The sequence below is a fragment of the Salarchaeum sp. III genome (assembly GCF_036418315.1).
Lineage (GTDB): Archaea > Halobacteriota > Halobacteria > Halobacteriales > Halobacteriaceae > Salarchaeum.
In genome coordinates this window covers 85,460-108,549 of the sequence record NZ_JAZHPG010000023.1, presented here as the reverse complement: position 1 = coordinate 108,549, position 23,090 = coordinate 85,460, and the positions used below count along the sequence as shown (strand labels likewise).

At 69.9% G+C, this 23,090-nt stretch carries 23 protein-coding genes; 8 read left to right on the top strand and 15 right to left on the bottom strand.

Annotated elements, in window-relative coordinates; translation table 11 throughout:
- Nucleotides 1–155 precede the first annotated feature (155 nt).
- Nucleotides 156–1,445: a glycosyltransferase family 87 protein gene (locus U3A55_RS06925; RefSeq protein WP_330990752.1), complete on the top strand. Its 1,290-nt coding sequence runs from the start codon at nt 156–158 to the stop codon at nt 1,443–1,445.
- Here the strand turns inward: U3A55_RS06925 and U3A55_RS06920 are convergent.
- The 7 genes from U3A55_RS06920 to U3A55_RS06890 form a co-directional block, all read right to left on the bottom strand.
- Complete coding sequence (locus U3A55_RS06920) at nt 1,442–1,726, bottom strand: DUF7521 family protein (RefSeq protein ID WP_330990751.1); 285 nt, start codon at nt 1,724–1,726, stop codon at nt 1,442–1,444. The genes U3A55_RS06925 and U3A55_RS06920 overlap by 4 nt on opposite strands.
- Nucleotides 1,727–1,762: 36 nt before the next feature.
- Complete coding sequence (locus U3A55_RS06915; protein WP_330990750.1) at nt 1,763–2,080, bottom strand: DUF7521 family protein; 318 nt, start codon at nt 2,078–2,080, stop codon at nt 1,763–1,765.
- Nucleotides 2,077–2,415, bottom strand: a complete 339-nt coding sequence (locus U3A55_RS06910) for a winged helix-turn-helix domain-containing protein (protein ID WP_330990749.1) — start codon at nt 2,413–2,415, stop codon at nt 2,077–2,079. The genes U3A55_RS06915 and U3A55_RS06910 overlap by 4 nt, the downstream gene beginning before the upstream one ends.
- A complete protein-coding gene (locus U3A55_RS06905) occupies nt 2,408–2,548 on the bottom strand; it encodes a hypothetical protein (RefSeq protein ID WP_330990748.1) in 141 nt (46 codons plus the stop codon). The genes U3A55_RS06910 and U3A55_RS06905 overlap by 8 nt, the downstream gene beginning before the upstream one ends.
- Before the next feature lie 73 nt (nt 2,549–2,621).
- Nucleotides 2,622–4,439, bottom strand: a complete 1,818-nt coding sequence (locus U3A55_RS06900; RefSeq protein ID WP_330990747.1) for an acyl-CoA dehydrogenase family protein — start codon at nt 4,437–4,439, stop codon at nt 2,622–2,624.
- 121 nt (nt 4,440–4,560) lie between these two features.
- A complete protein-coding gene (locus U3A55_RS06895) occupies nt 4,561–5,562 on the bottom strand; it encodes an NADP-dependent oxidoreductase (RefSeq protein ID WP_330990746.1) in 1,002 nt (333 codons plus the stop codon).
- 56 nt (nt 5,563–5,618) lie between these two features.
- Nucleotides 5,619–6,761, bottom strand: coding sequence for an MBL fold metallo-hydrolase (locus tag U3A55_RS06890; RefSeq protein ID WP_330990745.1), 1,143 nt, complete (start codon nt 6,759–6,761; stop codon nt 5,619–5,621).
- Nucleotides 6,762–6,833: 72 nt separating this feature from the next.
- Here U3A55_RS06890 and U3A55_RS06885 point away from each other — a divergent pair, with 72 nt between their 5' ends.
- Both U3A55_RS06885 and yqeC read left to right on the top strand, forming a co-directional pair.
- A complete protein-coding gene (locus U3A55_RS06885) occupies nt 6,834–7,085 on the top strand; it encodes a hypothetical protein (RefSeq protein ID WP_330990744.1) in 252 nt (83 codons plus the stop codon).
- 36 nt (nt 7,086–7,121) lie between these two features.
- Nucleotides 7,122–7,838, top strand: coding sequence for a selenium cofactor biosynthesis protein YqeC (gene yqeC, locus U3A55_RS06880; RefSeq protein ID WP_330990743.1), 717 nt, complete (start codon nt 7,122–7,124; stop codon nt 7,836–7,838).
- Here yqeC and U3A55_RS06875 read toward each other — a convergent pair.
- Genes U3A55_RS06875 through U3A55_RS06855 form a run of 5 tightly spaced genes read right to left on the bottom strand, consistent with a single transcriptional unit; the run spans nt 7,835 to nt 15,018 of the window.
- Nucleotides 7,835–9,730, bottom strand: a complete 1,896-nt coding sequence (locus tag U3A55_RS06875) for a molybdopterin oxidoreductase family protein (RefSeq protein WP_330990742.1) — start codon at nt 9,728–9,730, stop codon at nt 7,835–7,837. The two genes, yqeC and U3A55_RS06875, sit on opposite strands and share 4 nt — an antisense overlap.
- Nucleotides 9,730–10,317, bottom strand: coding sequence for a DUF1641 domain-containing protein (locus tag U3A55_RS06870; protein ID WP_330990741.1), 588 nt, complete (start codon nt 10,315–10,317; stop codon nt 9,730–9,732). The genes U3A55_RS06875 and U3A55_RS06870 overlap by 1 nt, the downstream gene beginning before the upstream one ends.
- Nucleotides 10,317–12,617, bottom strand: coding sequence for a formate dehydrogenase subunit alpha (fdhF, locus tag U3A55_RS06865; protein ID WP_330990740.1), 2,301 nt, complete (start codon nt 12,615–12,617; stop codon nt 10,317–10,319). Before fdhF ends, U3A55_RS06870 begins: the two co-directional genes overlap by 1 nt.
- On the bottom strand, nt 12,614–13,531 hold the full coding sequence (locus U3A55_RS06860; protein ID WP_330990739.1) for a 2Fe-2S iron-sulfur cluster-binding protein: 918 nt from the start codon (nt 13,529–13,531) through the stop codon (nt 12,614–12,616). The genes fdhF and U3A55_RS06860 overlap by 4 nt, the downstream gene beginning before the upstream one ends.
- Nucleotides 13,528–15,018 (bottom strand): NADH-ubiquinone oxidoreductase-F iron-sulfur binding region domain-containing protein, encoded by a 1,491-nt coding sequence (locus U3A55_RS06855; protein ID WP_330990738.1) that lies wholly within the window; start codon nt 15,016–15,018, stop codon nt 13,528–13,530. Before U3A55_RS06855 ends, U3A55_RS06860 begins: the two co-directional genes overlap by 4 nt.
- 133 nt (nt 15,019–15,151) lie before the next feature.
- Here U3A55_RS06855 and mobA point away from each other — a divergent pair, with 133 nt between their 5' ends.
- Together mobA and U3A55_RS06845 are read left to right on the top strand one after the other, a co-directional pair.
- Nucleotides 15,152–15,811, top strand: a complete 660-nt coding sequence (mobA, locus tag U3A55_RS06850) for a molybdenum cofactor guanylyltransferase (RefSeq protein WP_330990737.1) — start codon at nt 15,152–15,154, stop codon at nt 15,809–15,811.
- Between the two features lie 78 nt (nt 15,812–15,889).
- The gene (locus tag U3A55_RS06845; protein WP_330990736.1) at nt 15,890–17,191 is read left to right on the top strand and encodes an L-lactate MFS transporter; all 1,302 of its coding nucleotides are present in this window, start codon (nt 15,890–15,892) and stop codon (nt 17,189–17,191) included.
- Nucleotides 17,192–17,217: 26 nt separating this feature from the next.
- On the opposite strand, the gene U3A55_RS06840 is transcribed toward U3A55_RS06845, so the two are convergent.
- Genes U3A55_RS06840 through U3A55_RS06830 form a run of 3 tightly spaced genes read right to left on the bottom strand, consistent with a single transcriptional unit; the run spans nt 17,218 to nt 19,986 of the window.
- The gene (locus U3A55_RS06840) at nt 17,218–18,387 is read right to left on the bottom strand and encodes a VWA domain-containing protein (protein WP_330990735.1); all 1,170 of its coding nucleotides are present in this window, start codon (nt 18,385–18,387) and stop codon (nt 17,218–17,220) included.
- Nucleotide 18,388: 1 nt separating this feature from the next.
- The gene (locus U3A55_RS06835) at nt 18,389–19,267 is read right to left on the bottom strand and encodes an AAA family ATPase (RefSeq protein ID WP_330990734.1); all 879 of its coding nucleotides are present in this window, start codon (nt 19,265–19,267) and stop codon (nt 18,389–18,391) included.
- Between the two features lie 38 nt (nt 19,268–19,305).
- Nucleotides 19,306–19,986 (bottom strand): TOBE domain-containing protein, encoded by a 681-nt coding sequence (locus tag U3A55_RS06830; RefSeq protein WP_330990733.1) that lies wholly within the window; start codon nt 19,984–19,986, stop codon nt 19,306–19,308.
- A gap of 64 nt (nt 19,987–20,050) precedes the next feature.
- On the opposite strand from U3A55_RS06830, the gene U3A55_RS06825 reads away from it, so the two are divergent.
- The 3 genes from U3A55_RS06825 to U3A55_RS06815 are packed head-to-tail and all read left to right on the top strand — an operon-like array spanning nt 20,051 to nt 23,021.
- Nucleotides 20,051–21,070, top strand: a complete 1,020-nt coding sequence (locus tag U3A55_RS06825) for an extracellular solute-binding protein (RefSeq protein ID WP_330990732.1) — start codon at nt 20,051–20,053, stop codon at nt 21,068–21,070.
- Nucleotides 21,067–22,011 (top strand): ABC transporter permease, encoded by a 945-nt coding sequence (locus tag U3A55_RS06820; protein ID WP_330990731.1) that lies wholly within the window; start codon nt 21,067–21,069, stop codon nt 22,009–22,011. Before U3A55_RS06825 ends, U3A55_RS06820 begins: the two co-directional genes overlap by 4 nt.
- Nucleotides 22,008–23,021 carry an ABC transporter ATP-binding protein gene (locus U3A55_RS06815; protein WP_330990730.1) on the top strand — a complete coding sequence of 338 codons (1,014 nt, stop codon included), beginning with the start codon at nt 22,008–22,010 and terminating at the stop codon, nt 23,019–23,021. The genes U3A55_RS06820 and U3A55_RS06815 overlap by 4 nt, the downstream gene beginning before the upstream one ends.
- The last annotated feature ends 69 nt before the right edge of the window (nt 23,022–23,090 follow it).

Here is a 23,090-nt window from a genome sequence, read left to right as displayed (position 1 = left end):
GGTGTCCGCGCGCCACGACCGGCGGTTTCAGAGCCGGAAACTCCCCACTATTGGTTAAGGCGGTCACTCGACACCGTTCGGATGATGCCGCCCTCCACGCACGCCGCGTTCCGCAGCGACGCCCGAAGTCGACTCACGCGCCGCGTTCGCCCGCAATGGTGGTCGGAGTGACCACGCCCCGGCGGTCGCGGCGCGCCGTCCGCGCCGTCCTCGCGTTCGGCGTGCTCGTTGGACTCCTCGTCCCGGTCTACTTCTGGGGGCTCGCGGACACCACGCCGTTCGCGTGGGACTTCCGCGCGTACCATCACGCTGCGACGCTCGCGCTCGACGGCCGGCCGTTCGTCGGCGTCTCTCCGTCCGTCGGCGGCGGCGAATGGGTGTATCCGCCGATCACTGTCGTCGCGTTCTACGCGTACACGCTCGTGTCGTGGAGTGCTGCGTACCTCGTGCACGCGACGGCAAGCGTCCTCGCCGGCCTCGCGTGCGCCGGTCTCGTCCTCGACGACCTCCGGGACCGCGGCGTCGCGCTCCGCCGGACCGACACCGCGCTCGTCGCCGCGTTCTTCACACTCAGCACGTACCCGATGGTCGTGCTTGGACAGGGCCAGCTCGGGCTGTTCGTTCTCCTCGCCCTCCTCGGCGCGTATCGAGCGCTCAACGCGGGCCGCCAGCGGACGGCGGGTGGGTTGCTCGCGCTGGCGTCCGCGTTCAAACTCTTCCCGTTGTTCCTGCTCGTCTGGTTCGCGCGGCGACGCGCGTGGCGAGCAATCGCGTGGTGTCTCGGCGCCGCCACGGCCCTGTGCGCGGCGGGGGTCGCGATGTTCGGTTGGTCGCTCCACGCGGAGTACGTGCGGTTCATCGTGTTCGAGCGGAGTCGCGTCAGCGAACTCGCCGCCGGTATGAGTCCGAACGTCTCGGCGCTGACGCTCCAACGCCCGCTCGCGGCGCTCCTCCCGGACGCCGAACCAGTCGTGTACACGGTGCTCGCCGCCGTGTTTCTGCTTCCAGTGCTCGGCGTAGTATACACGAAAGCCGGCACGCAGCGCGACCGCGCCATCGCGTACCTCGGCACGGTCGTCGTGATGTTGCTCGTCTCCCCCGCGTCAAACATTCATCACGTCCTCTACGTCTACGTGCCGCTCGTCGCGCTCCTCTACACGGTCCGCGACCCGGTCGTGCGCGCGTGCTTCCTGACGGGGACCGTATTCCTACTCGCGCCGGTTCAACCGGCGATACTCGCGGACGTGCTCAGCGCGACCGGCGCACCCGCGTCCGTCACCGCGACCGTGGTCGCGGCGAGTCACGCAGTACTGTCCGTCGGGTCGCTCGCGCTCTACGGACTGCTCGTGGTTCTCGGCGGCTGTATCGTTCACGCGGCGCGCTCGCGGCCGGTCGGCGAACCGGCGACGACCCCGAGCGAGCGGCGTGTCGCGGAACAGGATTAGCGGACGAGCGCGTAGAGGATGACCAACAGGGCGAGACTGTCCGCGCCCTGGCGGAGAATCGCGCTCTGGAGCGGCGTGACGAGCGTGGCGGCTTCGAACACGTATTCGAGGAGGAACGGCGTGAGCACGAGGACGAGCGTGCCGACGGCGACGGCGAGCATCGCGGTGCTGTCGTGTCGTCGATACCCGCGGTAGGCCTGCACGCTCACGAGACCGCCGACGCACACGAGGAACGCGTCGAGGACGACCTGCCAGACGGCGACGGTGGTGAGCGCGCTCATCGACCCTCACCCGTCACGGACGCAGGTGTTCGCTGTTTACGTGTCATAGATGGCGTACAGGATGACGGAGAACCCGAGGAGCTGTGCGACCGACCCGACGAGCGACACCACCTCACTGGAGAGGGTGGTCGCCGTCGAGAGCGAGAGGTTCAGGAGTTTCGGGACGGGAACGACGAACAGGAATCCAACGCCGAGTGCGAGCAGGTGGCGGCTACCGGTCCGCCGGTACCCGCGGCCGATGCGAACGACGAGCACGCCGCCGAGCAGCGTCGCGAGGGCGACGCTGAGGAACAAGCCGAAGACGAGGAGTGGCGTACCGCCGCTCGTCGTTATCGAGACGCCACCGACGTTCATCGGAGTTCCTCGAAGAGGTGCGTGAACTGGTCTGCGGGGTCGTCGCGCACGAACACGTCCACGGCGAGGTCGCCCGATTCGAGTTCGACCACCGCGCGCTCGAACGTCGCCGAGTACACCGCGTGGTGGTTGCCGTCGGACGCGATTCGCTGACGTTCGACGACCAAGTTCTGTTCTTGGAGGCGGTCGAGGCGACGGTAGATGGTTGGCGGGGAGGCGTCGCAGCGTTCGGTCAGCGCTTTCGCGGACAGGGGTTCGACGCTGGTCTCCTTGAGAATCTCGCGAGCGTACTCGTCGTCGAGGAGGGACAGCACGACGCGTTCGTCCTCACACATCACGCGTCACCGGCGCGGCTGACCGACGAACCGTGTTCGCGGAACGCGTCTGCACCGACGGCACTGCTGCGGTGACACCAGGCACGCACGGCGAACCGGCAACCGGCGCCGCGTCCCAGTCGTCGACGCTCATACACGCCATGGCACAGTATCGCGTATGATTCTTTGCATCTCTGCGCTGCAATCACCGGCCGTTGTCGCCCCACTCAGTCCGCGATCGGCGTTTCAGCGAGTGCGTCTGGGTCGAGACGGGCGTATCGGACGACTGCTTCGAACGCGTCCGAGTCAACGGTATCTGCGTCGGCGATTCCGCGGGCGTCCGGAGTGGCGAAGCAGTCGTCGACGAACGCGCGAGCGACAGTGGCCTCGCGGGCGTCGTCGGCATCGTCGAGCCGGGTCTGGGCGTGTGAGAGCAGGAGCGCGCTCGTGTACACGTCGAAGACGTAGTCGGCGAGGTCCTTGGCGGCCGTCTGTGCGTCCGCGCGGTCGGCGTCAGCGAGAGCGGCGAGCGACGCCTGAAGGTCGGCCAGTTCGTCTGCAACGGTCTCCCGAGCGTCTGCAAGCGTGGGGTGGGTGGCGTCGTCGAGATGGGACTGAATGGTGGACACCAGGCGGGATGCAGCGCCGTCCGTCGCGAGCGCGCTGAGGAGTTCGAGCGAGAGGATGTTCGAGGTGCCCTCCCAGATAGGGAGGACCTGGGCGTCCCGGTGGAGGCGGGGCGTGGTGAAGTCCTCGACGTAGCCGTTCCCGCCGAGCACCTCCATCGCGTACGACGTGATGTCGACGGCCATGCGCGCGGTCCGGTACTTCGCGATGGGGACGAGTACGCGCATCAGTTCGGGGTCGTCGCCGTCGCGTTCGGCCGCGTCGAGCAACCGAATGGCTTCCGTCGTGAACGCGGTCATCGCCTCGTAGTCGACGCTCATCTCGAAGAGGTCGCGCCGCATCAGCGGGTGTTCGTCGAGGCGTTTCCCGAACGCTTCCCGGTTCGCCGCGCGAACCTTCGATTCGAGAAGGGCACGCCCGGCGACACCGGTCGCGCCGACCGCGTTCGCCACGCGTTCGAAGTTCAACATCGCCGTCATGTACTCGAACCCGGACTCGGGTTCGCCGACGAGGTAGCCGAGCGCGCCGTCCAGCTCGACTTCGCCGGTCGGGACGGCCTCGGTGCCGAGTTTATCCTTCAATCGGCGATAGGTCTGGTCGTTCAGCGACCCGTCCGGCTTCGTGTGCGGAACGAGGAACAGCGAGAGTCCGGCGGTACCGTCAGGGGCGCCCTCCGTGCTCGCGGTTTCACCGCTCTCTCCGTCGGCGGCCTCGCCGGAGGCCGCCCGGCGCGCGAGGACGAGCGTTCCTTCGGCGTCGACGTTCGAGCAGAACCACTTCTCGCCGGTCAGTCGATACGTGCCGTTGTCGGCCTCGACGGCGACCGTTTCGTTCGCGCCCACGTCGCTTCCGCCCTGCCGTTCGGTGAGGAACATCGCGCCCTCCTCGTGGTCGTCGCTGTCGCGGGCGGTGAGCGCGTCGAAGTGCTCGCGCAGCACGTCCGCGTGCGTGGATTCCTCGGCGTAGGTATCGAGGACGTGCGCGGCGCCCGCGGTCATGGAGACCGGACACGCGAACCCGATATCGCAGTATCCGAGGAAGACCTGCATCACGAGCGTGTGCGTGAGGCCGAGCCTGTCGTCGCGGTCGTCCGGCGGCGTGAAGGAGTCGGCGACGACGCCTGCCTCGTACGTGAGCCGGTCGTTCTCGTGTTGCGCCGGGTGGTACTCGACCTCGTTCTGCACGTCCCCGTAGCGGTCGTACGTGTGGAGTTCGGGGCCGTGGCGGTTCGCGGCGTCGGCGTTGTTCGTGATCGTGTGTCCGACGGTGTCACCCCAGTCGCGGAGACGGGGTTCGGCCCAATCGAAGTCGTCGCTATCGTAGATCCGGCGGGCGTGTCGTTGGAGGGTGCGGTCGTACGTCCAGTAGTTGCAGTCCCGGCCGGCGTCCAGGTCCGCGTACGAGAGTTTGCGTGTCATACTACCACACACGAAATATATTAGGATATTGCGATAAGTCTTCCGCGGAGACCAGACCGGTACGGGACGACCCTCGGAGACGTCCTCCTCGCTGTTCGAGGGGGACTGAACGAAGCAGCAGCTAGTCGAGTTTCACGAGCTGTTTGCCGATGTTCTCGCCCTCGAAGAGACCGAGGAAGGCGTCGGGCGCGTTCTCCAGGCCGTCGGTGACGGTTTCGCGGTAGGTGAGGTCACCGGACGCGACCCACTCGGCGAGGCGGCGGGTGGCCTTCTCGAAGCGCGGCGCGAAGTCGCGGACGAGGATGCCCTCGACGCGGGCGCGGGTCTGGATGAGAGTACCGAAGTGGCGGGGGCCGGTGGGGCGTTCGGTGTCGTTGTAGTGCGCGATTTGGCCGCAGACGACGACGCGTGCGTCGACGTTGAGGTGGTCCATGACGGCGTCGGTGATGGGGCCGCCGACGTTGTCGTAGTAGATGTCGACGCCGTCCGTCGCATCGCGGAGAGCGTCGCGGACGTCCTCGTCCTTGTAGTTGATGCCGCGGTCGTAGCCGAGTTCGTCCTCGAGGTACTGGACTTTCTCGTCGCTCCCGGCGTACCCGACGACTTCGCAGCCGGCGAGTTTGGCGAGCTGGCCGACCGTGGAGCCGACGGCGCCCGCAGCACCCGAGACGACGACGGTGTCGCCGGGCGTGGGGTCGCCCACGTCGTAGAGGCCGAAGTAGGCGGTGCGGCCGGGCATCCCGAGCACGCCGAGCGCGGTGCTGACGGGTGCGTCGCCCGTGCGGACGGGGGAGAGTTCCGCGCCGTCGACGGCGACGTAGTCCGCCCAGCGGAGGTTCCCGACGACGGTGTCGCCCGGTTCGAAGTCGGGGTGGTTCGACTCGTCGACGGTGCCGACCGCGCCGGCCTGCATCGGGTCGCCGACGTCCCAGGGTTCCGCGTAGGATTCGGCGTCCCGCATCCGGCCGCGCATGTAGGGGTCGACGGACATATACGAGAGGTCGACGCGCACCTCGTTCGCGCCCGGGGTCGGTTTCTCCGTTTCCCGGAGTTCGAAGTCGTCGCGGGTCGGTTCGCCGGTCGGACGCTGCGCGAGAATCCACTGTCGGTTGGTCTCGGCCATACGAACCCCTCTCCCGGCTGGCATTTAGTCGTGGGTGGTACTCGTCAGTCCGGCCGTCAGTCTATCGCGCAGTTGTTCGGGCCGAGTTCGAGTTCTGTGAGTTCGGTCTCGGTCTCGGGTTCTTCTCGGCCGCGGTTGATGTCGATGACGCGCTCGTAGTTCGGTGGTTTCGCTGGCGCGCTCGCGGTGAGGCGCTCCACGAACGCGTCCTCGGACAGCGATAGCAGGGGGAGGCGGTCGCGGAGCGCGCCGAGCCGGGATTTCACGGGGTGGCCGGGCGGGGTGGGCGTCCACGTGCCGTCGGCGGCGACGCTCGCGTGCCCGGGGAGCACGGTCACCGAGTCCGGGAGCGCGAGGAGTGTTCGGTGGAGGCTTCCGTGCTGGAGGCGCGCGCCGCGGTCGGCGTCCGCGTCCCCGAACTCCAGCTCCGTCCGACCCACGGAGTCGACGAACAGCGCGTCCCCGGTGAGCACCGCCGCGTCGTCGACGAGGTAGCTCGTGAGGTCGGTCGTGTGACCCGGCGTCGGCACGGCCTTCACGGATACGTCGCCCACCGAGACAGTGTCGTTTCGCTCGATGGCGTCGTACTCGTACGCGACGTCGCGTTCGCGGGCGTTCGCGCCGAGGTGGTAGGGGACGCCGAGGTCGTCGGCGAGCCGTCGGCCGCCCGAGACGTGGTCGGCGTGGACGTGCGTGTCGAGCACGCGCACGAGTTCGTAGCCCCGGGACTCGGCGACGGCGCGGAACCGTTCGGTGTGGCGGGTCGGGTCGACCGCGGCGGCGTCCCCGCTCCGCGGGTCCGCGACGACGTAGCCGAGGCAGCCCTTCGCGCGGCGCTGCACCTGCACGATTTCGAGGTCGCTCCGGGCGACGACGGGCACGGTCTCGTAGACGGCGCTCCAGCCGCGCATCCCGCCGGCGACGACGGATACGTCCCGGTACCCCGCGGATTCGAGTTCGTCGGCGAGGAAGCGCGAGGACGTTCCCTTCGCGCAGACGGTGAGCACGCGGTCCGTGGTGTCGAGGTCATCGGGGAGCGCATCCCCAGGAAACGGTTGGTTCGGCTTGTACGGGACGTTCACGGCTCCGGGGAGGTGCCAGGCGTCGAAGCTCTCGGGCGGGCGCGTGTCAAGAATGGTGGCGTCGGCGTCCGCGTCGAGGAGCGCGGCGAGTTCTGCGGGCGTGGTGGTCGCGGGCACACCCACGGTTGGGGCGTTCCGAACTTAGATTCACCCGATAGTGTTATGTGGTAACAATACACACTAAGGTGTATGAGCGACGCGCGTAGCGGTCGTCCAGCGCTCCGGCCCGTGGACGCGGCGATACTCGAGTTCCTCGCGGACGGCCGCGTGGAGTACGCGGCCATCATCGCCAACCGGGTCGGTGCACACACGCCGTACGTGGAGCGCCGCTGCGCCGTCCTCGCCGACCGCGGCCTCGTCGAACCTGTCACGGGCGAAGTCGTCTTCCGCGCGACCGACGCCGGCAAGCGCGCCGTCACTCCCGGCGGGTTCCCCGAGTAACGCCGCGCTTACCCGTCCACCGTTCTCAGCGACCGTATGGAGTTCCGTGACGCCCTCGCCGCCGACGGCGTCGTCGCCATCGTCGGCGCCGGCGGGAAGAAAACCACCGCGTTCGCGCTCGCCGACCGCATCCCGCACGCCGTCGTCACCACGACCACCCGCGTCCCCGACCTCACAGCGCACCTCTCGACGTTCCGCATGACCGACGACCCGCGAGCGGCAATCGAGGCCGCGACCGACTTCCCGGTCGGCGTCGTCGCCGGCGAGTACCGGCCCGGCCACTACCGGGGATACGACCCCGACACCGTCGCCGGCCTCCGCGACCTCGCGGACGCCGTGCTCGTGAAAGCGGACGGCGCGCGCGGCCGCGAGTTCAAGGCCCCGAAGGAGGGCGAACCGCCGATTCCCGCGAACACCGACACCGTCCTGCCCGTCGCGTCCGTCGGCGTGGTCGGCGACCCGCTCAGCGAGGACACGGTTCACCGGCCCGAGCGCGTCGCCGCGCTCACCGCCCTCGCGACGGGTGATACCATCGAACCCGAACACGTCGCCGCGGTGCTCGCGCACCCCGAGGGCGGCCTGAAAAACGCCCCAGAGGACGCGACCGTGATTCCCGTCCTGAACAAGGTCGACGACCAAGAGCGCCGAGACACCGCCGAAGAAATCGCCGCGGAGATTCACGAGCGCGCGGACGTGACGCGCGTCGCGCTCACCAGTCACGTCCGCGACGACCCGCTCGTCGCAGTTCGTTAATCGACGCGAACGGCGGTTGCGCCCGCGCGGACGAGCGGGTCCGCGGCGTCCGCGTGCAGGGCGACCGTGCCCGCGCGGATGCCGTCCGTGACGTGCGCGACCGCCTCCACCGACGCGTCGCCGTCGACCGTCGACACCGCCACCCGCTCCCCGTCTTCGACGCCGAGTTCGGCCGCGTCGTCCGCGTTGAGGCGGAGTCGGTCGTCGCCGGCCTCCATCCCGAACCCGCCCGCGCGGCTCGCGACCACTAATGCGAACGCGTCCTCGGGAATCGTTGACGCCTCGAACGACGGCTCGACGAACCGTGCGCGACCGTCCGGCGTCGCAAATGACTCCGTGTAGAGCGTGTCCGTTCCGCCGCCGTCGGCGGGCGGCCAGCGCTCGCCGTCCGGACCGCCGTGGAGGTCGCTCACCGCCGCGAGTTCGCGCGCGGTGTCCGCGATGTCGCCCGCGAAGGCGTCGCCCGCGAGGCGGCGGCCGAGACCGCCGAGAATCGCGTGGTCGGTCCGGGCGTCCCCGGGCGGGTCGGCGCGCGGGGACAACCGCTGGACGAGCCTGTCGAGCGACGTGACGGTGCCTGGCTTTTCGAGGCCGACGGCCGCCGGGAGCACCACGTCGGCGTGCGCGGTCGTCTCGGACTCGAACACGTCGAGCACGACGAGCGTGTCCAGCGCGTCCAACCGTTCCGCGACCTCGGCTTCGTCGCGCTTCGACACCCCGGGGTTCTCGCCGACGACGAGCGCGCCCCGCACGTCCTCACCGAACGCCGGTAACGCCTCCTTCTCGGTCAGTCCCGGCTCCCGCGGCGGTTCGACGCCCCACGCGTCGGCGAGGCGTTCGCGCGCGCCAGCGTCGTCCAGCGGCGCGTGGCCGGGAAGCCCGTCGGGTCGGCAGCCGGCGTCGGTCGCGCCCTGTTCGTTGTTCAGTCCGCGGAGGAGGCCGAACCCGGTGCCGGGACGGCCGACGTTCCCGGTGAGCGCCAGGAGGTCGAGGAGGGCGTTCGGCGTCGCGCCCTCGTCGTTCTCCACGCCCGTCGCGGCGAGCACGGCCACGCGGTCCGCCTCGGCGACGGCGTCCGCGACCGCGTCGACGGCGTCCGCCGACACGCCAGTCTCCGCCGCCGCGCGCACCGGGTCGACGCTCGAAACGGCGTCCGCGTACGCCTCGTAGCCGGTCGTGCGTTCGTCGAGGAACGTCTCGTCAACGTCCCCGCGCTCCACGAGGCGCGCGCACACCGCCTGCAGGAAGCGCGCGTCCGACCCGGGGCGGGGCGCGACGTGGTGGGCGGCGAGCCGCGTCGTCTCGTTCTCCCGGGGGTCGACCTGCACGAGCGTCGCGTCCCCCCGGTTCACGGCGGGGCGGACGAACGAGTCGAAGAACACGGGCTGCTGGACCGCCGGATTCGCGCCGACCGCGAGCAACAGGTCTGTGTTCTCGAGGTCTTCGGCGGCGAACGTCGTCGCCGGATACCCGAACCGCTCGATGAGCGCGTCCGCGGCCTCCTCGTGGCACGCCCGCGCCCGGTTGTCCACGTTGTTCGTTCCGAGGACGCGCGCGAGCTTCTGCAGGCGATAGTTCTCCTCGTTCGTGCAGTGCGGCGCGCCCAGAAAGGCGAGCGCGTCCGCGCCGTACTCGTCGAGAACGCCACGGAGGCCGTCAGCGGCGCGGTCGAGCGCGCGCCCCCACGACGCCTCGACGAGGTCGCCGTCCTCGCGGACGAGCGGCGTCGTCAATCGGTCGGGGTCGTCCAGCACGCTCGGCGCTCGGATCCCCTTCTCGCAGAGCGTACCGCCGGGATTTGCGGGGCCCGTCCGGCCGACCGCGCGGTCGCCGTCACCCACGTCGAGTCGGCAGCCGACCGCGCAGAGCGGGCAGACGGTCCCGTCCGACATCAGTCGCCCGAGCGCAGTCGGCTTCCCTGTGCGCGCAGCACGGAGAGGAGGTAGCCGAGGCCGGCGCGGATGTCCGCGTCGAACATCGCCCCCACGAGGGCGAACGGCCCCGCAGGCTCCGATTCCTCCTCGGCCTCGCCGACGGCGTCGAGCACGCGGTTCAGGCCCGTGACCGTGGTCTCGTCGATTTCGAGCGCGGACAGCAGGCCCGCCATCTCGATGAGTTCGTCGAGGTCGCCGGACTGCTGGAGCGCGATTACGGAGTCCAATGCGTCCGCGAGGTCTTCGCTGTTCTCGCCGACGCCCTCCGCGAGCGCGACCGTGCCCTCGGTGGAAATCGCGTCACCGGCCTCGACGAGCGTGACGAGCGACTGCGTGACCTTGTCCACGTCGTCGTCGTCCGCGCTCGCGATGACGAGAATCGCCGTCTCCAGCACGGCTTCGAGTTCGTCCGTGTACTCGATGGCGTCCGCGTAGTCCCCGCCGTACTCCTCGAGCACCGCGCGCAGGGCGTCCTCGCCCTCCTGCGGACGCTCGGGTTCGATGTTCAGCGCGCCGTCGGGAACGTCAGTGGTCGGTTCAGCCATCAGTCGTCACCCGAGACAGGTTCGCGCGTCTCGAAGTCCACGTCCGGCTCTCCCTCCACGGGCGTCACGCGCACCGCGGACACCTTGAACTCCGGCGTCTTCGCGTGCGGGTCGAGTCGCTCCGAGTCGGTGAGCTGATTCACGCACGTCTCCGCGAAGTGAATCGGCGCGAACACCGTCCCCGACCCGATGCGGGCCGTGACCTGCGCGGGCACCGTGATTTCGCCGCGGCGGGATTCGAGCGTGACGAGGTCGCCGTCCTCGATACCGTAGTCGGCCGCGTCCTCCGGATTGATTTCGACGAAGTCGCGGTCGTTGTAGTCCTGAATGCCCTCCTCGGGGTGCGTCATCGTCCCCGTGTGGTACTGGTAGAGGACGCGCCCCGTCGTGAGCGAGAGCGGGTAGTCCTCGTCCGGGAGTTCGCCCGGCTCGTTGTACCCGACGGCCTGCAGGTGCGCGAGACCGTCCTCGGTGTTGAACTCCTCGGTGTAGAGGCGTTCCGTGCCGGGGTGGTCGAGGTCGTAGCACGGCCACTGCAGGCCGCCCTCCTCCTCGACGCGCTCCTGCGTGATACCGCCGTAGATGGGGGTGAGCTGGCGCATCTCCTCCATGATTTCGGCGGTGTTGTCGTAGTCCCACTCACGGCCCATCCGGTTCGCGAGGTCCTGCAGGATCTCCCAGTCCGTCTTCGAGTCGCCCTTCGGGTCGATGACCTGCTTCACCATCTGGACGCGGCGGTCCGTGTTCGTGAACGTCCCCGTCTTCTCCAGGAACGAACACGCGGGCAGCACCACGTCCGCGTACTTCGCGGTGTCGTTCAGGAACAAGTCCTGCACGACGAGGAACTCCATCTCCTCCAGCACTTCCGAGGCGTGGTTCGACCCGGGTTCGGAGAGCGAGGGGTTCTCGCCGATGCAGTACATCCCCTGCAGGTCGTCCTCGTTCGCCGCGAGGAACATCTCCGTCGTGTAGAACCCGGGTTCGGGGTCGATGTCGCAGTCCCAGGCCTCCTCGAACTTCTTCCGGTTCTCCTCGTCCGTGATGGACTGGTAGCCGGGGAAGTTGTCCGGGAGCGGCCCCATGTCGCCGCCGCCGCCCTGGACGTTGTTCTGCCCGCGGAAGGGGGAGACGCCCGTCCCGGGCTTCCCGAGGTTGCCCGTGATGGCGGCGAGGTTCGCCATCGCCATGATGTTCTCCGTGCCGTGAGAGTGCTCGGTCAGGCCGAGCGTCCACCCGAACACGACGCGGTCGTTGCTCGTGATGGTCTCCGCCGCGGACTTCAGTTCCTCGGGGGAGACGCCCGTGACCTCCTCGACGTAGTCGGGCGTGAACTCCTGTACGGCCTCACGAACCTGCTCGATGCCGCGCGTGCGCTCCTCCACGAACTCCTCGTCGTAGAGGTCGTTCTCGATGATGTACCGAACGAGGCCGTTAATCCAGACCTGGTCGAAGCCGGGCCGAACCTCCGTGTACTGGGTAGCGTACTCGGCAATCTGGACCTCGCGCGGGTCGAACACCACGAGCTCCTTCCCGTCCTTGACGTGCTGCTTGATGCGCGTCGCGAGCACGGGGTGGGCTTCGGTCGTGTTCGAGCCGGTGAGGAAGATGGCGTCCGCCTGCTCGAAGTCCTCGGTCGAGACGGACGCGGCGCCGTAGCCGTACGTCCGCGCGAGCCCGGCGACCGTCGAGGAGTGACAGAGCCGATTGCAGTTGTCGACGGTGTTCGTCCCGAGCACTTGGCGGGCGAACTTCCCCATCAGGTAGTTCTCCTCGTTCGTCGCTTTGGAGGACGCGATCATGCTCATCGCGGAGCCGCCGTACTCCTCCTTGATGTCCTGGAACCCCTCGACCACGCGGTCGTAGGCTTCCTCCCAGGAGGCCTCGCGGAAGTCGCCGTTCTCGTCGCGGACGAGCGGCGTCGTCAGCCGGCCCTCGGAGTCCACGAAGTCGTACGTGAACTTGCCCTTCACGCACGTCGAGATGCCGTTCACCGGGGACTTCTCGGGTTCGGTGGGCCGCGTGGCGAGCACTTCGTCGCCGTCCGTGTACACGTCGAACCGACAGCCGACGGCGCAGTAGCCACACGTCGTGTCCTCGACCGTGAGGTCTTCGAGGCGCTTATCGCCGATGGTGGTCGCGATGTCGAACAGCTTCCCTTCCGGGAGCGTTCCGGCGGCCGCGCCCTCCGCGACGTGCTCGACGTTCGCGAGCGCTTTCTTCCGGGCGCCCTGCATGAAGCCGGCGACGCCCTCTTTCTGTTCTTCCTCGTCGTCCGTGGTGCGCTCGTCCAAGTTTGTCATGGCCAGTCACGCTCCTCGTCGCCACCCGTCTCCCGGGTGGTCTCGGTTACCTGATCGCGCTTCATCGGGGTCATCGGCCCCTTCTCCACGCCGGCTTCCTCGATGACCTTCCCAACGCTGTTCTTCTGATTGAACCCAGGGAGGGGAATGGTCGTCGCGTCCTCGATACCTTTCTCGACGAGACTCCCTGTCGGGCAGACCGTCACGCAGTGCCCGCAGGAGACGCACGTCGAGCCCTCCATCGTGTCCGCGCCGTTCTGGAACCCGATGCGGGTGTCCTGTCCGTGCCCCTCCATGCGGAGGACGCCCTCGACCTGCACGTCGTTACACGCCTCCACGCAGCGGTTGCAGAGGATGCACTTGTTGCGGTCGATCTGGATGAAGTCGCTCGTATCGTCGATGGGTTCGTACTCGTCCTTGTCGTCGAAGACGCCGTACCGGGGTTCCTCCACGTCGTTCTCGATGGAGACGTCCTGGAGGTCGCACCGGCCGTTCTTCCCGCAGGTCGTACAGCGGAGGTTGTGGTCGGAGAGGACGAGGTCGAGGTTCACGTCCCGCGCCTCTGAGGCGGGGGCGGCGTCCGTGGACACGTCGAGGCCGTCCTCGGCGGGCGTGCTGCACGCCGGCACGACGCCCTCGTCGGTCTCGACCATGCAGGTCCGGCACTCGCTCCGCGGACCGATGTCCTGCCGGTCGTAGTGACAGAGCGCGGGCACGTACTCGTCGGTCTCCACTTCCTCGACGGCGTCGAGCAGGGTCGAACCCGCTTCGACTTCGACTTCCTCGCCGTCGACCGTGACCGTCGCCGTCTCCGCGCTCGTCACGTCCGGGTCGCTCGCGGTCCCGGGAGCTATCGTCTCCGTCAGTGGCGGTACGTCGAACTCCGAGTGTGGCTCTGGTTCGTGTGAACTCATGGTTTCGCCCTCGCTGTCTCCTCGCTCGACGCGTCAGGATTACACTGCCCGGACGGACAGGTACCCTCCGCGTGCGCTTCGAACTCGTCCGCGAACTCCTCGAGGCCCGTTCGGACGGGCCGCGGCGCGTGCTGGCCGAACGCGCACACGCTCGACGACTCCATCACGCGCATCAGTTCGTCTATCTTCGGGCGGTTGAGCGCCCCATCGTACACGTCCCGGAGGAGTTCCGTCAACTGCTTCGACCCCTCGCGGCAGGGCACGCAGCGGCCGCAGTTCGCGTCCTCGGCGAACTGTGCGCGCTTCCCGACGAACGCGACCGGACACGCGTCCGTCCCCAGCACTTCGAGCACGCCGTCCGTCCCGAGGTCGGCGTCCGCGAGCGCGTCCGGCGTCGGCGCCACGCCGAGGTCGGTCGTCAGACCGCCGAACCGGCCGCCGACCAGGACGCCCGTGTAGTCGCTGACGCCGGCGTCGTCCAGCGCGGTGTCGAGCGCGTCGTCCGCCGCGAGTTCGAGCGTCGCCTCGTCCGCGTCGCCCGTCACGGAGACCACGCGCGAGTCTGCGTCCTCGCCGCGGACCGCGGCCGCGACATGCGCGAACGTCCGCGCCGTGTGCACCACGGTCGGCTCGCCGAACACGCCCTCGACCTCCGGCCCCGGCGGGCGGAGGCGGGCTTCGAGGCGGTGGTTGCCCTCCACGGCCTCGATGGCCATCGTCGGCTCCGCCGCGCGGTACGCCGCCGGTCCCTCGACGACGGACACGTCGACGGGGAACTCGGGGTAGGCGTCCGCCGCGGCGGTGAGCGCGTCCCGCGCGGCCTCGTCGTCCTCGCTCACGTACACGAACACCTGCACGGCGTCCACGACGCGCGCGACGTGTGCCGCGCCCTCAAGTACAGAAAACGGGTCGCTCTCGCCGAGGAGCGCGTCCCCGGGGTTGCCGTGGGCGTTCACGACGACGGCGGGGCTGCCGTCGCGCGAACGAACGCCCTCCCAGAGCGGACCGACGGGTTCGTCGGCGCTCCAGTCACCCCAGCCGCGTCCGAGCACGTCGCCCGCGTCCTCGACGACTGCGTCGGGGTCGGCGTCGGTGAAGCCGACCGCGTCGGCGTACGCGTCCGGGTTCGTCGGCTCTATCCAGCCGCAGCGCGCGAGCACCGACCGCTCCGCACCGAACCCGTCGAGGTCCGGGAGCGGGAGCGCCGACGCGTCCGTCGCCGCGACCGTCGCGTCCCCGTCGGGCAGCGCCCCATCGTCGGCGAGCGCGTCCGCGACGGATTCGGCCGTCTCCGCCGTGGCGTTCGCGTAGAACGTCGTCTCGTCGCCGTCGCTCGCGGCGAGGAGCGGTTCGACGCCCGGCACCCCGGTCGGCCCGACCTCGGCCACGGGCACGTCCGCTCGCTCGCGGGCGGCCGCCGCGACCTCCCCCGAACCGCGACCGGCGACGCGCACCGAGAGTCGTTGGTTTCCTACAGTTTCAGACATCGTGCATCGTCTCGAACCACTATTCTCGAGCCATCCGGAAATAAGTTTGCTCACGCCGGCTATCCGCTGGAAAGCGGTGACTAGCACCGGTTCGGCCGACGCGTTTTTCTCGCGGCGACGACTACGAATACCGATGACCGAGCGGCGCGACCGCGGCGTCGTCCTCGCCGGCGGCGACAGCACCCGGTTCGGGGAGCGCGACAAGGCGCTCGCCCGCGTGGACGGCACCCCGATGGTGCGCCGCGCGTTCGACGCGCTCGCCGACGCGACCGACACATCGCCCGCGGTCGCCGCGGGAACCCACCCCCCTGTCGAGTATCGGCGCGTGCTTCCAAGCGATGTTCGGTTCGTCCCGGACGCCGACGGTCGCACCGGCCCGCTCGCCGGCCTCGCGGCCGCCGTGGACGCGCTCGACGCCGACTGGCTGTTCGCGGCCGCGACCGACCTCCCGCACCTCGACGCGGCGACAGTCGCGTGGCTCGCTGACGAGCGAACCCCGTCGTGCGACGCCGTCGTTCCGGTCGCCGCCGATGGCGTTCTCCAGCCGCTCTGCGCGTGGTACCGCAGTGATGCTGTCGCGGACGCACTCGCGAGCGTGCCGAGGACCGCCGGGCCGCGCGCGCTCCTCGACCACCTCACAATCCAGCGTGTCACCAGCGCGGACGCCCCCGCAGCGGTCGCGCTCGACGACGCCCTTACCAACGTCAACACCTCCAGCCAGTTCGACGCGCTCGATTCCTGTTCCTCAACCGAAGATTCGACCGGAACCAGCCCCTCCTCGAATTCCCGCTAACGAGCTCTCAGCCGCCGGAACCGGTGTATACGCTAGATTGGCGAATTTTTATACAGCTGTGACTCCGCGGCTAAGGTGATGTCCACAGTCAGCGCAGACAAGAACAGGTGGCTCATCGCGCTCTCGGCGATCGCGATTCACCTCTCCATCGGTAGTATTTACGCGTACAGCATCTACCAGAACCCGCTCCAGGAGAGTCAGGGCTGGTCCAGCACCGACGTCACGCTCGCGTTCTCCATCGCCATCTTCGTCCTCGGGTTCACGGCCGCGTTCCTCGGGAAGTACGTCGAGAAGTACGGCCCCCGGAAGGCCGGACTGACTGCCGCCGTCCTGTACGGCCTCGGAATGGTCGGCTCCGGTCTCAGTGTCCAAATCGGTAGTCTCCCCCTGTTCCTCGCGACGTTCGGCGTCGTCGGCGGGATGGGGCTCGGCATCGGCTACATCACGCCGATCGGCACGCTCGTCGAGTGGTTCCCGGACCGCCGCGGCATGGCGACCGGCCTCGCCGTCATGGGCTTCGGAGCGGGCGCGCTCGTCACCAGTCCGCTCGGCAACGAACTGATGATTCGGCTGAGCAGTGAGGCCGCCAAGTACACCACGGGCGGTATCGCGACGACATTCTACGCGCTCGGCGCGCTCTACTTCGTCCTGATGTCGCTCGGGTCGCTCTACCTCGAGAAACCGCCGGAGGACTGGCTCCCCGAGTCGATGCACGACATCGAGGACGCACAGGAGCAGGCGTCCGGCGCGCTTCCCGGCCTCGACATCCTCAGCGCCGCGGAAGCCCGCGGGACGCCGCGATTCTTCCTCATCTGGGGTATCGTCTTCATCAACATCACCGCCGGTATCATGCTGCTCGCGTTCGCGTCCCCGATGCTCCAGGAGATCGGTGGCGCGACGGCGACGACCGCCGCGTTCATCACCGGCTACATCGGTATCTTCAACGGCGGCGGCCGCATCTTCTGGTCGACGCTCTCCGACTACATCGGCCGGACCACGACCTACGCGGCGTTCATGGTCATCCAGATCGTCGCGTTCATCGTGATGGTGCAGATTACGGGCGTCTGGGCGCTCGCAGCGCTGCTGTTCCTCATCATCACGTGTTACGGCGGCGGGTTCGCGTGCCTGCCGGCGTACCTCAGCGACCTGTTCGGCACGAAGGACGTGTCCGCGATTCACGGCTACGCGTTGACCGCGTGGGCCATCGCGGGCGTCGTCGGCCCGCAGCTCGCGTCCTACGTCGTCGAATCCACGGGTAACTACACGAACGCGCTCTACGTGGTCACGGGCATGCTCGTCGTCGGCCTCGTCCTCGTAGCCGTGCTCTGGCGGCGTCTGGAGAACTTCGAGGAGGCGAGCGCGTCCGCAGCGTCCGCCTAACACCACCGCAGGTTCTTTTTCGTCGTTTATCGCACGCGTCGCGTCGGCCCGAACCGGGAGAGTGCGTCCGCCGTCCGTGCAAGGTCGGTCTCGTCCGCGAACGGATAGACGCCGTCCACGAACGAGAGGGCGGCGCGCATCCCTGGCGCGCTCGGCGACCACTTCTCGTTCGTGGCGAGCGGGTTCAGCCAGAGCAGGAGGCCGGCGCGCCGCGACAGCCACGCGAGCTCGCGCTCCAGGTCGGCGACGCTGCCGCGTTCGATGCCGTCGCTCACGACGACCACGACGCGGTCCCGGGACACGACGCCCGCGTGCTCACCGCGGAGCGACCGGAGCGCGTCCGTGAGACGGGTGCCGCCACTCCACTCCGCGTCGCCGTCCGCGAGCGCCGCTACCGCGTCCGCGGTCGTCGACGCGTCGAACGCGTCCGTCACGTCGCGCAGGCTGGTGTCGAAGAAGAACACGGACAGGTCGGCCCACGCCGCACGGAGCGCGTGCAGAACGGCGAGCAGGGCGTCCCGGTCGAGCGCGTCCAGCACGGACTCGCTCACGTCCACGAGCGCGACGCCCTTCACGCGAGCGTTCTCTCGCGACCGCATCGGGCGCTCCATCGGAACGCCGCCGTATCGCACGCTCTCCCGGAGCGCCCGACGTGGGTCCGGCGCCTCCTCACCGGTCGTCCATCGCCGCCCCGGGAGCGACGCGAGCGCGTCCGTGAACGCTGCGACCGCCTCGGTCGCGTCCGGCGGGGCGGCGTCGAGCGACACCGGCCGACTCCCCGCGTCCGCCGTGTAGGCGTCCCCGCGGCCGCCACGTCCCGCGTCCTCGCCGCCGGAGCCGTCGCCGAATCCGCTCCCACCGCCGTCGTCGTCCGGCGTGGCGGCCGCGTCGTCACCGCGCCGTCCGACGAGCGGGTTGTCATCGTCGCTCGCGTCGCTCCGCGGGTAGTCGGCGTTCTCGCCGCGGACGCGCGCCCAGAAGGTGTCGAACAGCCGACCGAACGCGTCGCTGTCCGCCGGGCGCGTGCAGAGCGCGGCCCGGAGCGCAGCCCGGACGCGGTCGCGGTCGCGGTCGTCGAGCGCCGCTACCACTTGGGCCGCCGTCTGTGCGCCGTCGCCCGGTACCGCCACCCCCGACTCGCGGAGTCGCGCGACGAACGTCACGAGTTCGCGCCGGACATGGTCGTCGAGCGTCACGCTACGCCTCCGTGTTCACGCCCGCGGCTGCGAGCACGTCCCCGAGCGCGTCGTCGTCGAATCGCTCCACGTCGTCGGCGTCCTTCAGCACGCAGGACAGCGTCTCCCGCACCGACTCGGCGGTGACGGTGTCGCGGCCGAGCACGGAGAACGCCTCCGCCCACTCCAGCGTCTCAGCGACCCCGGGCGGCTTGCGGAGCGGGCGCTCCCGGAGCTCCGCCACGATACCGCAGAGGTCCGCCGCGACCGCAGGGTCGAGTTCCGGCACTTTCCGCTCCAGAATCTCGCGCTCGCGCGCCATCGACGGCGGTTCGAGGTTCAGGTAGAGACACCGCCGCTTCAGCGCGTCGCTCAACTCCCGCGTCCGATTCGACGTGAGCACGACGACGGGCGGCACGTCCGCGCGCACGGTACCGAGTTCGGGAATCGACACCTGGAAGTCGCTCAGCACCTCGAGGAGGAGCGCCTCGAACGCCTCGTCCGCGCGGTCCACCTCGTCCACGAGCAACACGGGCGGCCGGTCGCCCTCGTGGCGGAGCGCGCGCAACAGCGGGCGTTCGAGCAAGTACTCGGTCTCGAACACGGACTCCGCGCCGGTCTGCGCGTCCAGCAGCTGCTTCGTGTAGTTCCACTCGTAGAGCGCCTCCTCCGCCGCGAGGCCCTCGTAGCACTGGAGGCGCACGAGGTCGGTGTCGAACCCGCGCGCGAGCACTTTCGCGAGTTCGGTCTTCCCCGCGCCCGGTTCGCCCTCGACGAGCAGCGGTTTCCCCAGTCGGAGCGCGAGCAGCGCCGTCGTCACCACGTCGTCGTCCGCGACGTACTGCTCGCGCTCGAACACCGACCGGAGGTCCGCCTCCGACACCTCCGACAGGTCGTCCATATCCGATAGTCGGACCCGAGGCCTAAACATCCGCCGGGCTACCGGGGCGTCGCGCGCGTCGCCGTCGCCTTGAACGACGCGACGACCGACCGCCCCTCGCGGAGGTCGAGTCGCTCCCTGCTGTCCTCGGTCACGAGCGCGAACACGGGCGTGTCGGTGCCGGCTTCGACTGAGACGAGCGATACCGCTTCCCCTCTGTCGACGCTCGCGACGGTCCCCTCGAAGCGGTTCCGTGCGCTCGTCGCGTCCCCGGCGGGGGCGTCGTCGGGAGCGTGGAGCGTCACGGCGTCCGCGCGCAAGCACACCTGTACTTCGTCCGTGTCCGGCGGGACGAGCGCGCGCACCCGGCCCGCTGCTGTCGAGACGGTGCCGAGTTCGCCCGTCCGGGACTCGACCCGGCCGTCGAGCACCGTCTCCGTGGTCTCCGCTATCGACGAGTAGCCCGCGCGGAGGCGCTCGAAGCGCGCGAGCGTCTCGCGGGCGTTCTCGGTGAGTCGGCTGCCGCCGCCGCCCGCGCCGCCGCGCTGGCGCTCCACGAGCGACCCGAACGCGGCTTCGAGGTCGGTGATGCGGGTGTGCGACCGCGAGTACGACCGGCCGAGGGCGTCCGCGGCGGCGTGAATCGACGCCGTCTCGTCGACCGCGTCCAGCAGTCGGGCGTCGCGCTCGGTGAACGTCACGCCGTCCGCGCGGAGCCGCGCGTCGAAGTCCGCGTCCATACCCCACGGTTCGCCCCCGCGAGCAAAACGGTTATGCCGATATCGACACAACCGCGTTGTATCTATGAGAGAACAACGGTCGCGGCGCGCCGTCCTCGCCGGGGCGGGAGCGGCCGCCGCGTCCGCCGCGGCCGCGCTCGCCGGCTGTCTCACCGTCTCCGGCAGCGGCGGCGGTGCGGACGACCTGACCGTGTTCCACGCGGGCAGTCTCTCACCGCCGTTCCGGGCCGCCGAGGACGGATTCGAGGCCGAAACCGGGGCGCGCGTCGTCCGCGAGCCGAAGGGGTCGGTCGCGTCCACGAAGAAGGTGACGCGGCTCGGCCGGCGGCCCGACGCCCTCGCCGTCTCCGACTTCCGGTTGCTTCGCGACCGCTTGCTCCCCGAGTACGGCGACTGGTACGGCGTCTTCGCCACGAACGCGATGGCCATCCAGTACACGCCCGACTCCACGGGCGCGGACGAGATTTCGCGGGAGAACTGGTGGGACGTGCTCGCCCGCGACGACGTGACCGTCGCGCACTCAGACCCCGCCGTCGACCCGGGCGGTTACAGGGCTGTGATGGCGCTCCGCCTCGGCGCGATACCGTTCCGCGGGCGCGCACTCTACGACGCGGACACCCGCGACGCCATCCTCGACAACGCCGTCGTCCCGACGGGCACCGAGGCGAAACTCACCGCGCCGCTCCGTAGCGGCAAGTACGACTACGTGGTCTACTACCGGTCGCTCGCGTCCACCGCCGGCCTCCCCTGGTTGGCTCTCCAGCCACAGGTCGCCCTCTCGCGGGCGACCGACGAGTACGCCGCGCACTACGCGAAGGCGACGGTGGAGACCGACGCCGGAACGTTCGTCGGCGCGCCCATCGCGTACGGCATGACCGTCCCATCGGTCGCGCGCTCTCCCGGCCTGGGCGCGCGCTGGGTCGAGTACTTCGCCACCGACCCCGGCCGGCGCGCGCTACGCGACGCCGGCCTCGAACCCGTGACGCCGCTCGCCGTCCCCACAGCGCGCGCGGACGCCGTCCCTGACCGCGTACTGGCCCACGCGGACGCGACCGACACCCTCGGCTCGCGTGACCTCGGATGACCGACCGAATTGGCGACCGAACCCTCCTCCTCGCCGTCCTGACCGTGCAGGTCGTCGCGTTCGCCCTCTCGGTCGCACTCGGCTACCCGACGCTGTACGCGGTCTTCATGGTCGTCTCCGCGATAGCGCTCGCGTACGGCGCGGACGCCGGCGTCGCGGGGATGGCGGGCGCGGCGCTCGCCGCCGTCCTCCTCGTCGCGCTCGCGTTTCCGCTCGCGCTGTTCACCGCGCGACAGGACCCGGGGCTCGTCCTCGAAAAGCTCCGCGACCCCGCCGTCCACCGGATGCTGTACGTCTCGCTGTACGCGCCCCTGCTCGCCGCGGCGTTCGCCGTCCTCACCGGCCTCCCGCTCGCCTACCTGCTCTCCCGCGACCCGCCGGGCGGCGCGCTCCTCCAGAGCGTCGTCGACCTCCCGCTCGTCGTCCCGCACGCGGTCGCGGGAATCGTCGTCCTGTTCGGGTTCGGCGAGGGCGGCGCGCTCCCGGGACTCCCGGTCCTCGGCACGGTCGTCGGCGCGGTGCTCGCGATGACGTTCGTCTCCGCGCCGTACGCCGTCAACAGCATCCGGAACGGGTTCGACTCCGTGGATTCCCGCGTCGAACACGCCGCCAGGGTCCACGGCGCGAGCCGGTTCGAGACGTTCCGGCGCGTCACCCTGCCGCTCGCCGCCAGGGGCGTCCTCACCGGCGGCGTGCTCGCGTGGGCGCGCTCGGTCAGCGAGTTCGGCGCTGTCGCCGTCGTCGCGTATACCATCCGGTTCTTCTACCCGCCCGCGTGGGAGACCGTCTCCTCCTCGCACGCCCCCGTCTTCGTGTTCAAGACGTACCTCGCGGGGTCGCTCGACGAGGCGAACGCCGTCGCGTTCGTCCTGCTCGCGGTGAGCATCGGCATCTTCGTCGTCGTCCGCCGCGTCGCGGACGACGGGGGGCGAGTGCTGTGACGCTCGACGCGCACGTCCGCGCGACGTTCACGACCGAGGGCGCCGAGGCGTTCGACGTGGACGCCGCGCTCTCCGTCCCCGCGGGCGAGACGCTCGTCGTGCTGGGGCCGAGCGGGAGCGGGAAGTCGCTCCTCCTCGAATCGCTCGCGGGCCTCCACCCCAACGACGGCCACGTTCGCCTCGGCGACCGCGACCTCACGGACGAACCGCCCGACTCCCGGGGGTTCGGGTTCGTGTTCCAGGACTACGCGCTGTTCCCGCATCGGAGCGTCCGCGAGAACGTCGCGTTCGGCCAGCGATACCAGCCGCAGCCGGTCGCGGACGCGGACGACGCGCGCTCCTCGCTCGCGCTCGCGACGAACGCCGCCCCCGACGCGCCGCTCCCGAACCCGGACGCGCTCCTTTCCGCGCTCGGCGTCGGCGACCTCGCCGACCGGTCGCCGGACACGCTCTCGGGAGGGGAGCGCCAGCGGGTCGCGCTCGCCCGAGCGCTCGCCGTACGGCCGGACGCGCTCCTGCTCGACGAACCGCTCTCCGCGCTCGACGAGCCGACGCGGCGTGCGCTCCGCGACGACCTCGCCGGCGTGCTGGACGGCGTGACGGCGGTGTACGTGACGCACGACCGGACGACGGCGCGCGCGCTCGCGGACCGGGTCGCCGTGATGGCGGACGGCCGGATTCGACAGGCCGGCACGCCCGCCGCGGTGTTCGAGAACCCGAAAACCGCGCGTGTCGCGCGGTTCGTCGGCGCGAACGTCCTCGACGGAACGCCGTTCGGGTATCCGGGAGAACTGGTCGCGGTGCGGCCGGAGCACGTCGAACTCGGTGTTCCCGACCCAATCGCGCGAGCGACGGTCGAGCGCGTGACCCGGGAGGACGCGGCGTTCCGCGCGACCCTCGACATCGATGGCGCGCGCGTCGCGGCGTTCACGACCGCCCCGCCGACGCCGGGCGAGACGGTCGCGCTCGGGGTCGCTGACGCGCACGTGACGGCGCTCGCGGCGGAGTGAGCGACGCGAGTGTGGGACACCGACCCATACACGTAGTGCATACAACAGAACTGTTTAATGCTTCACGGT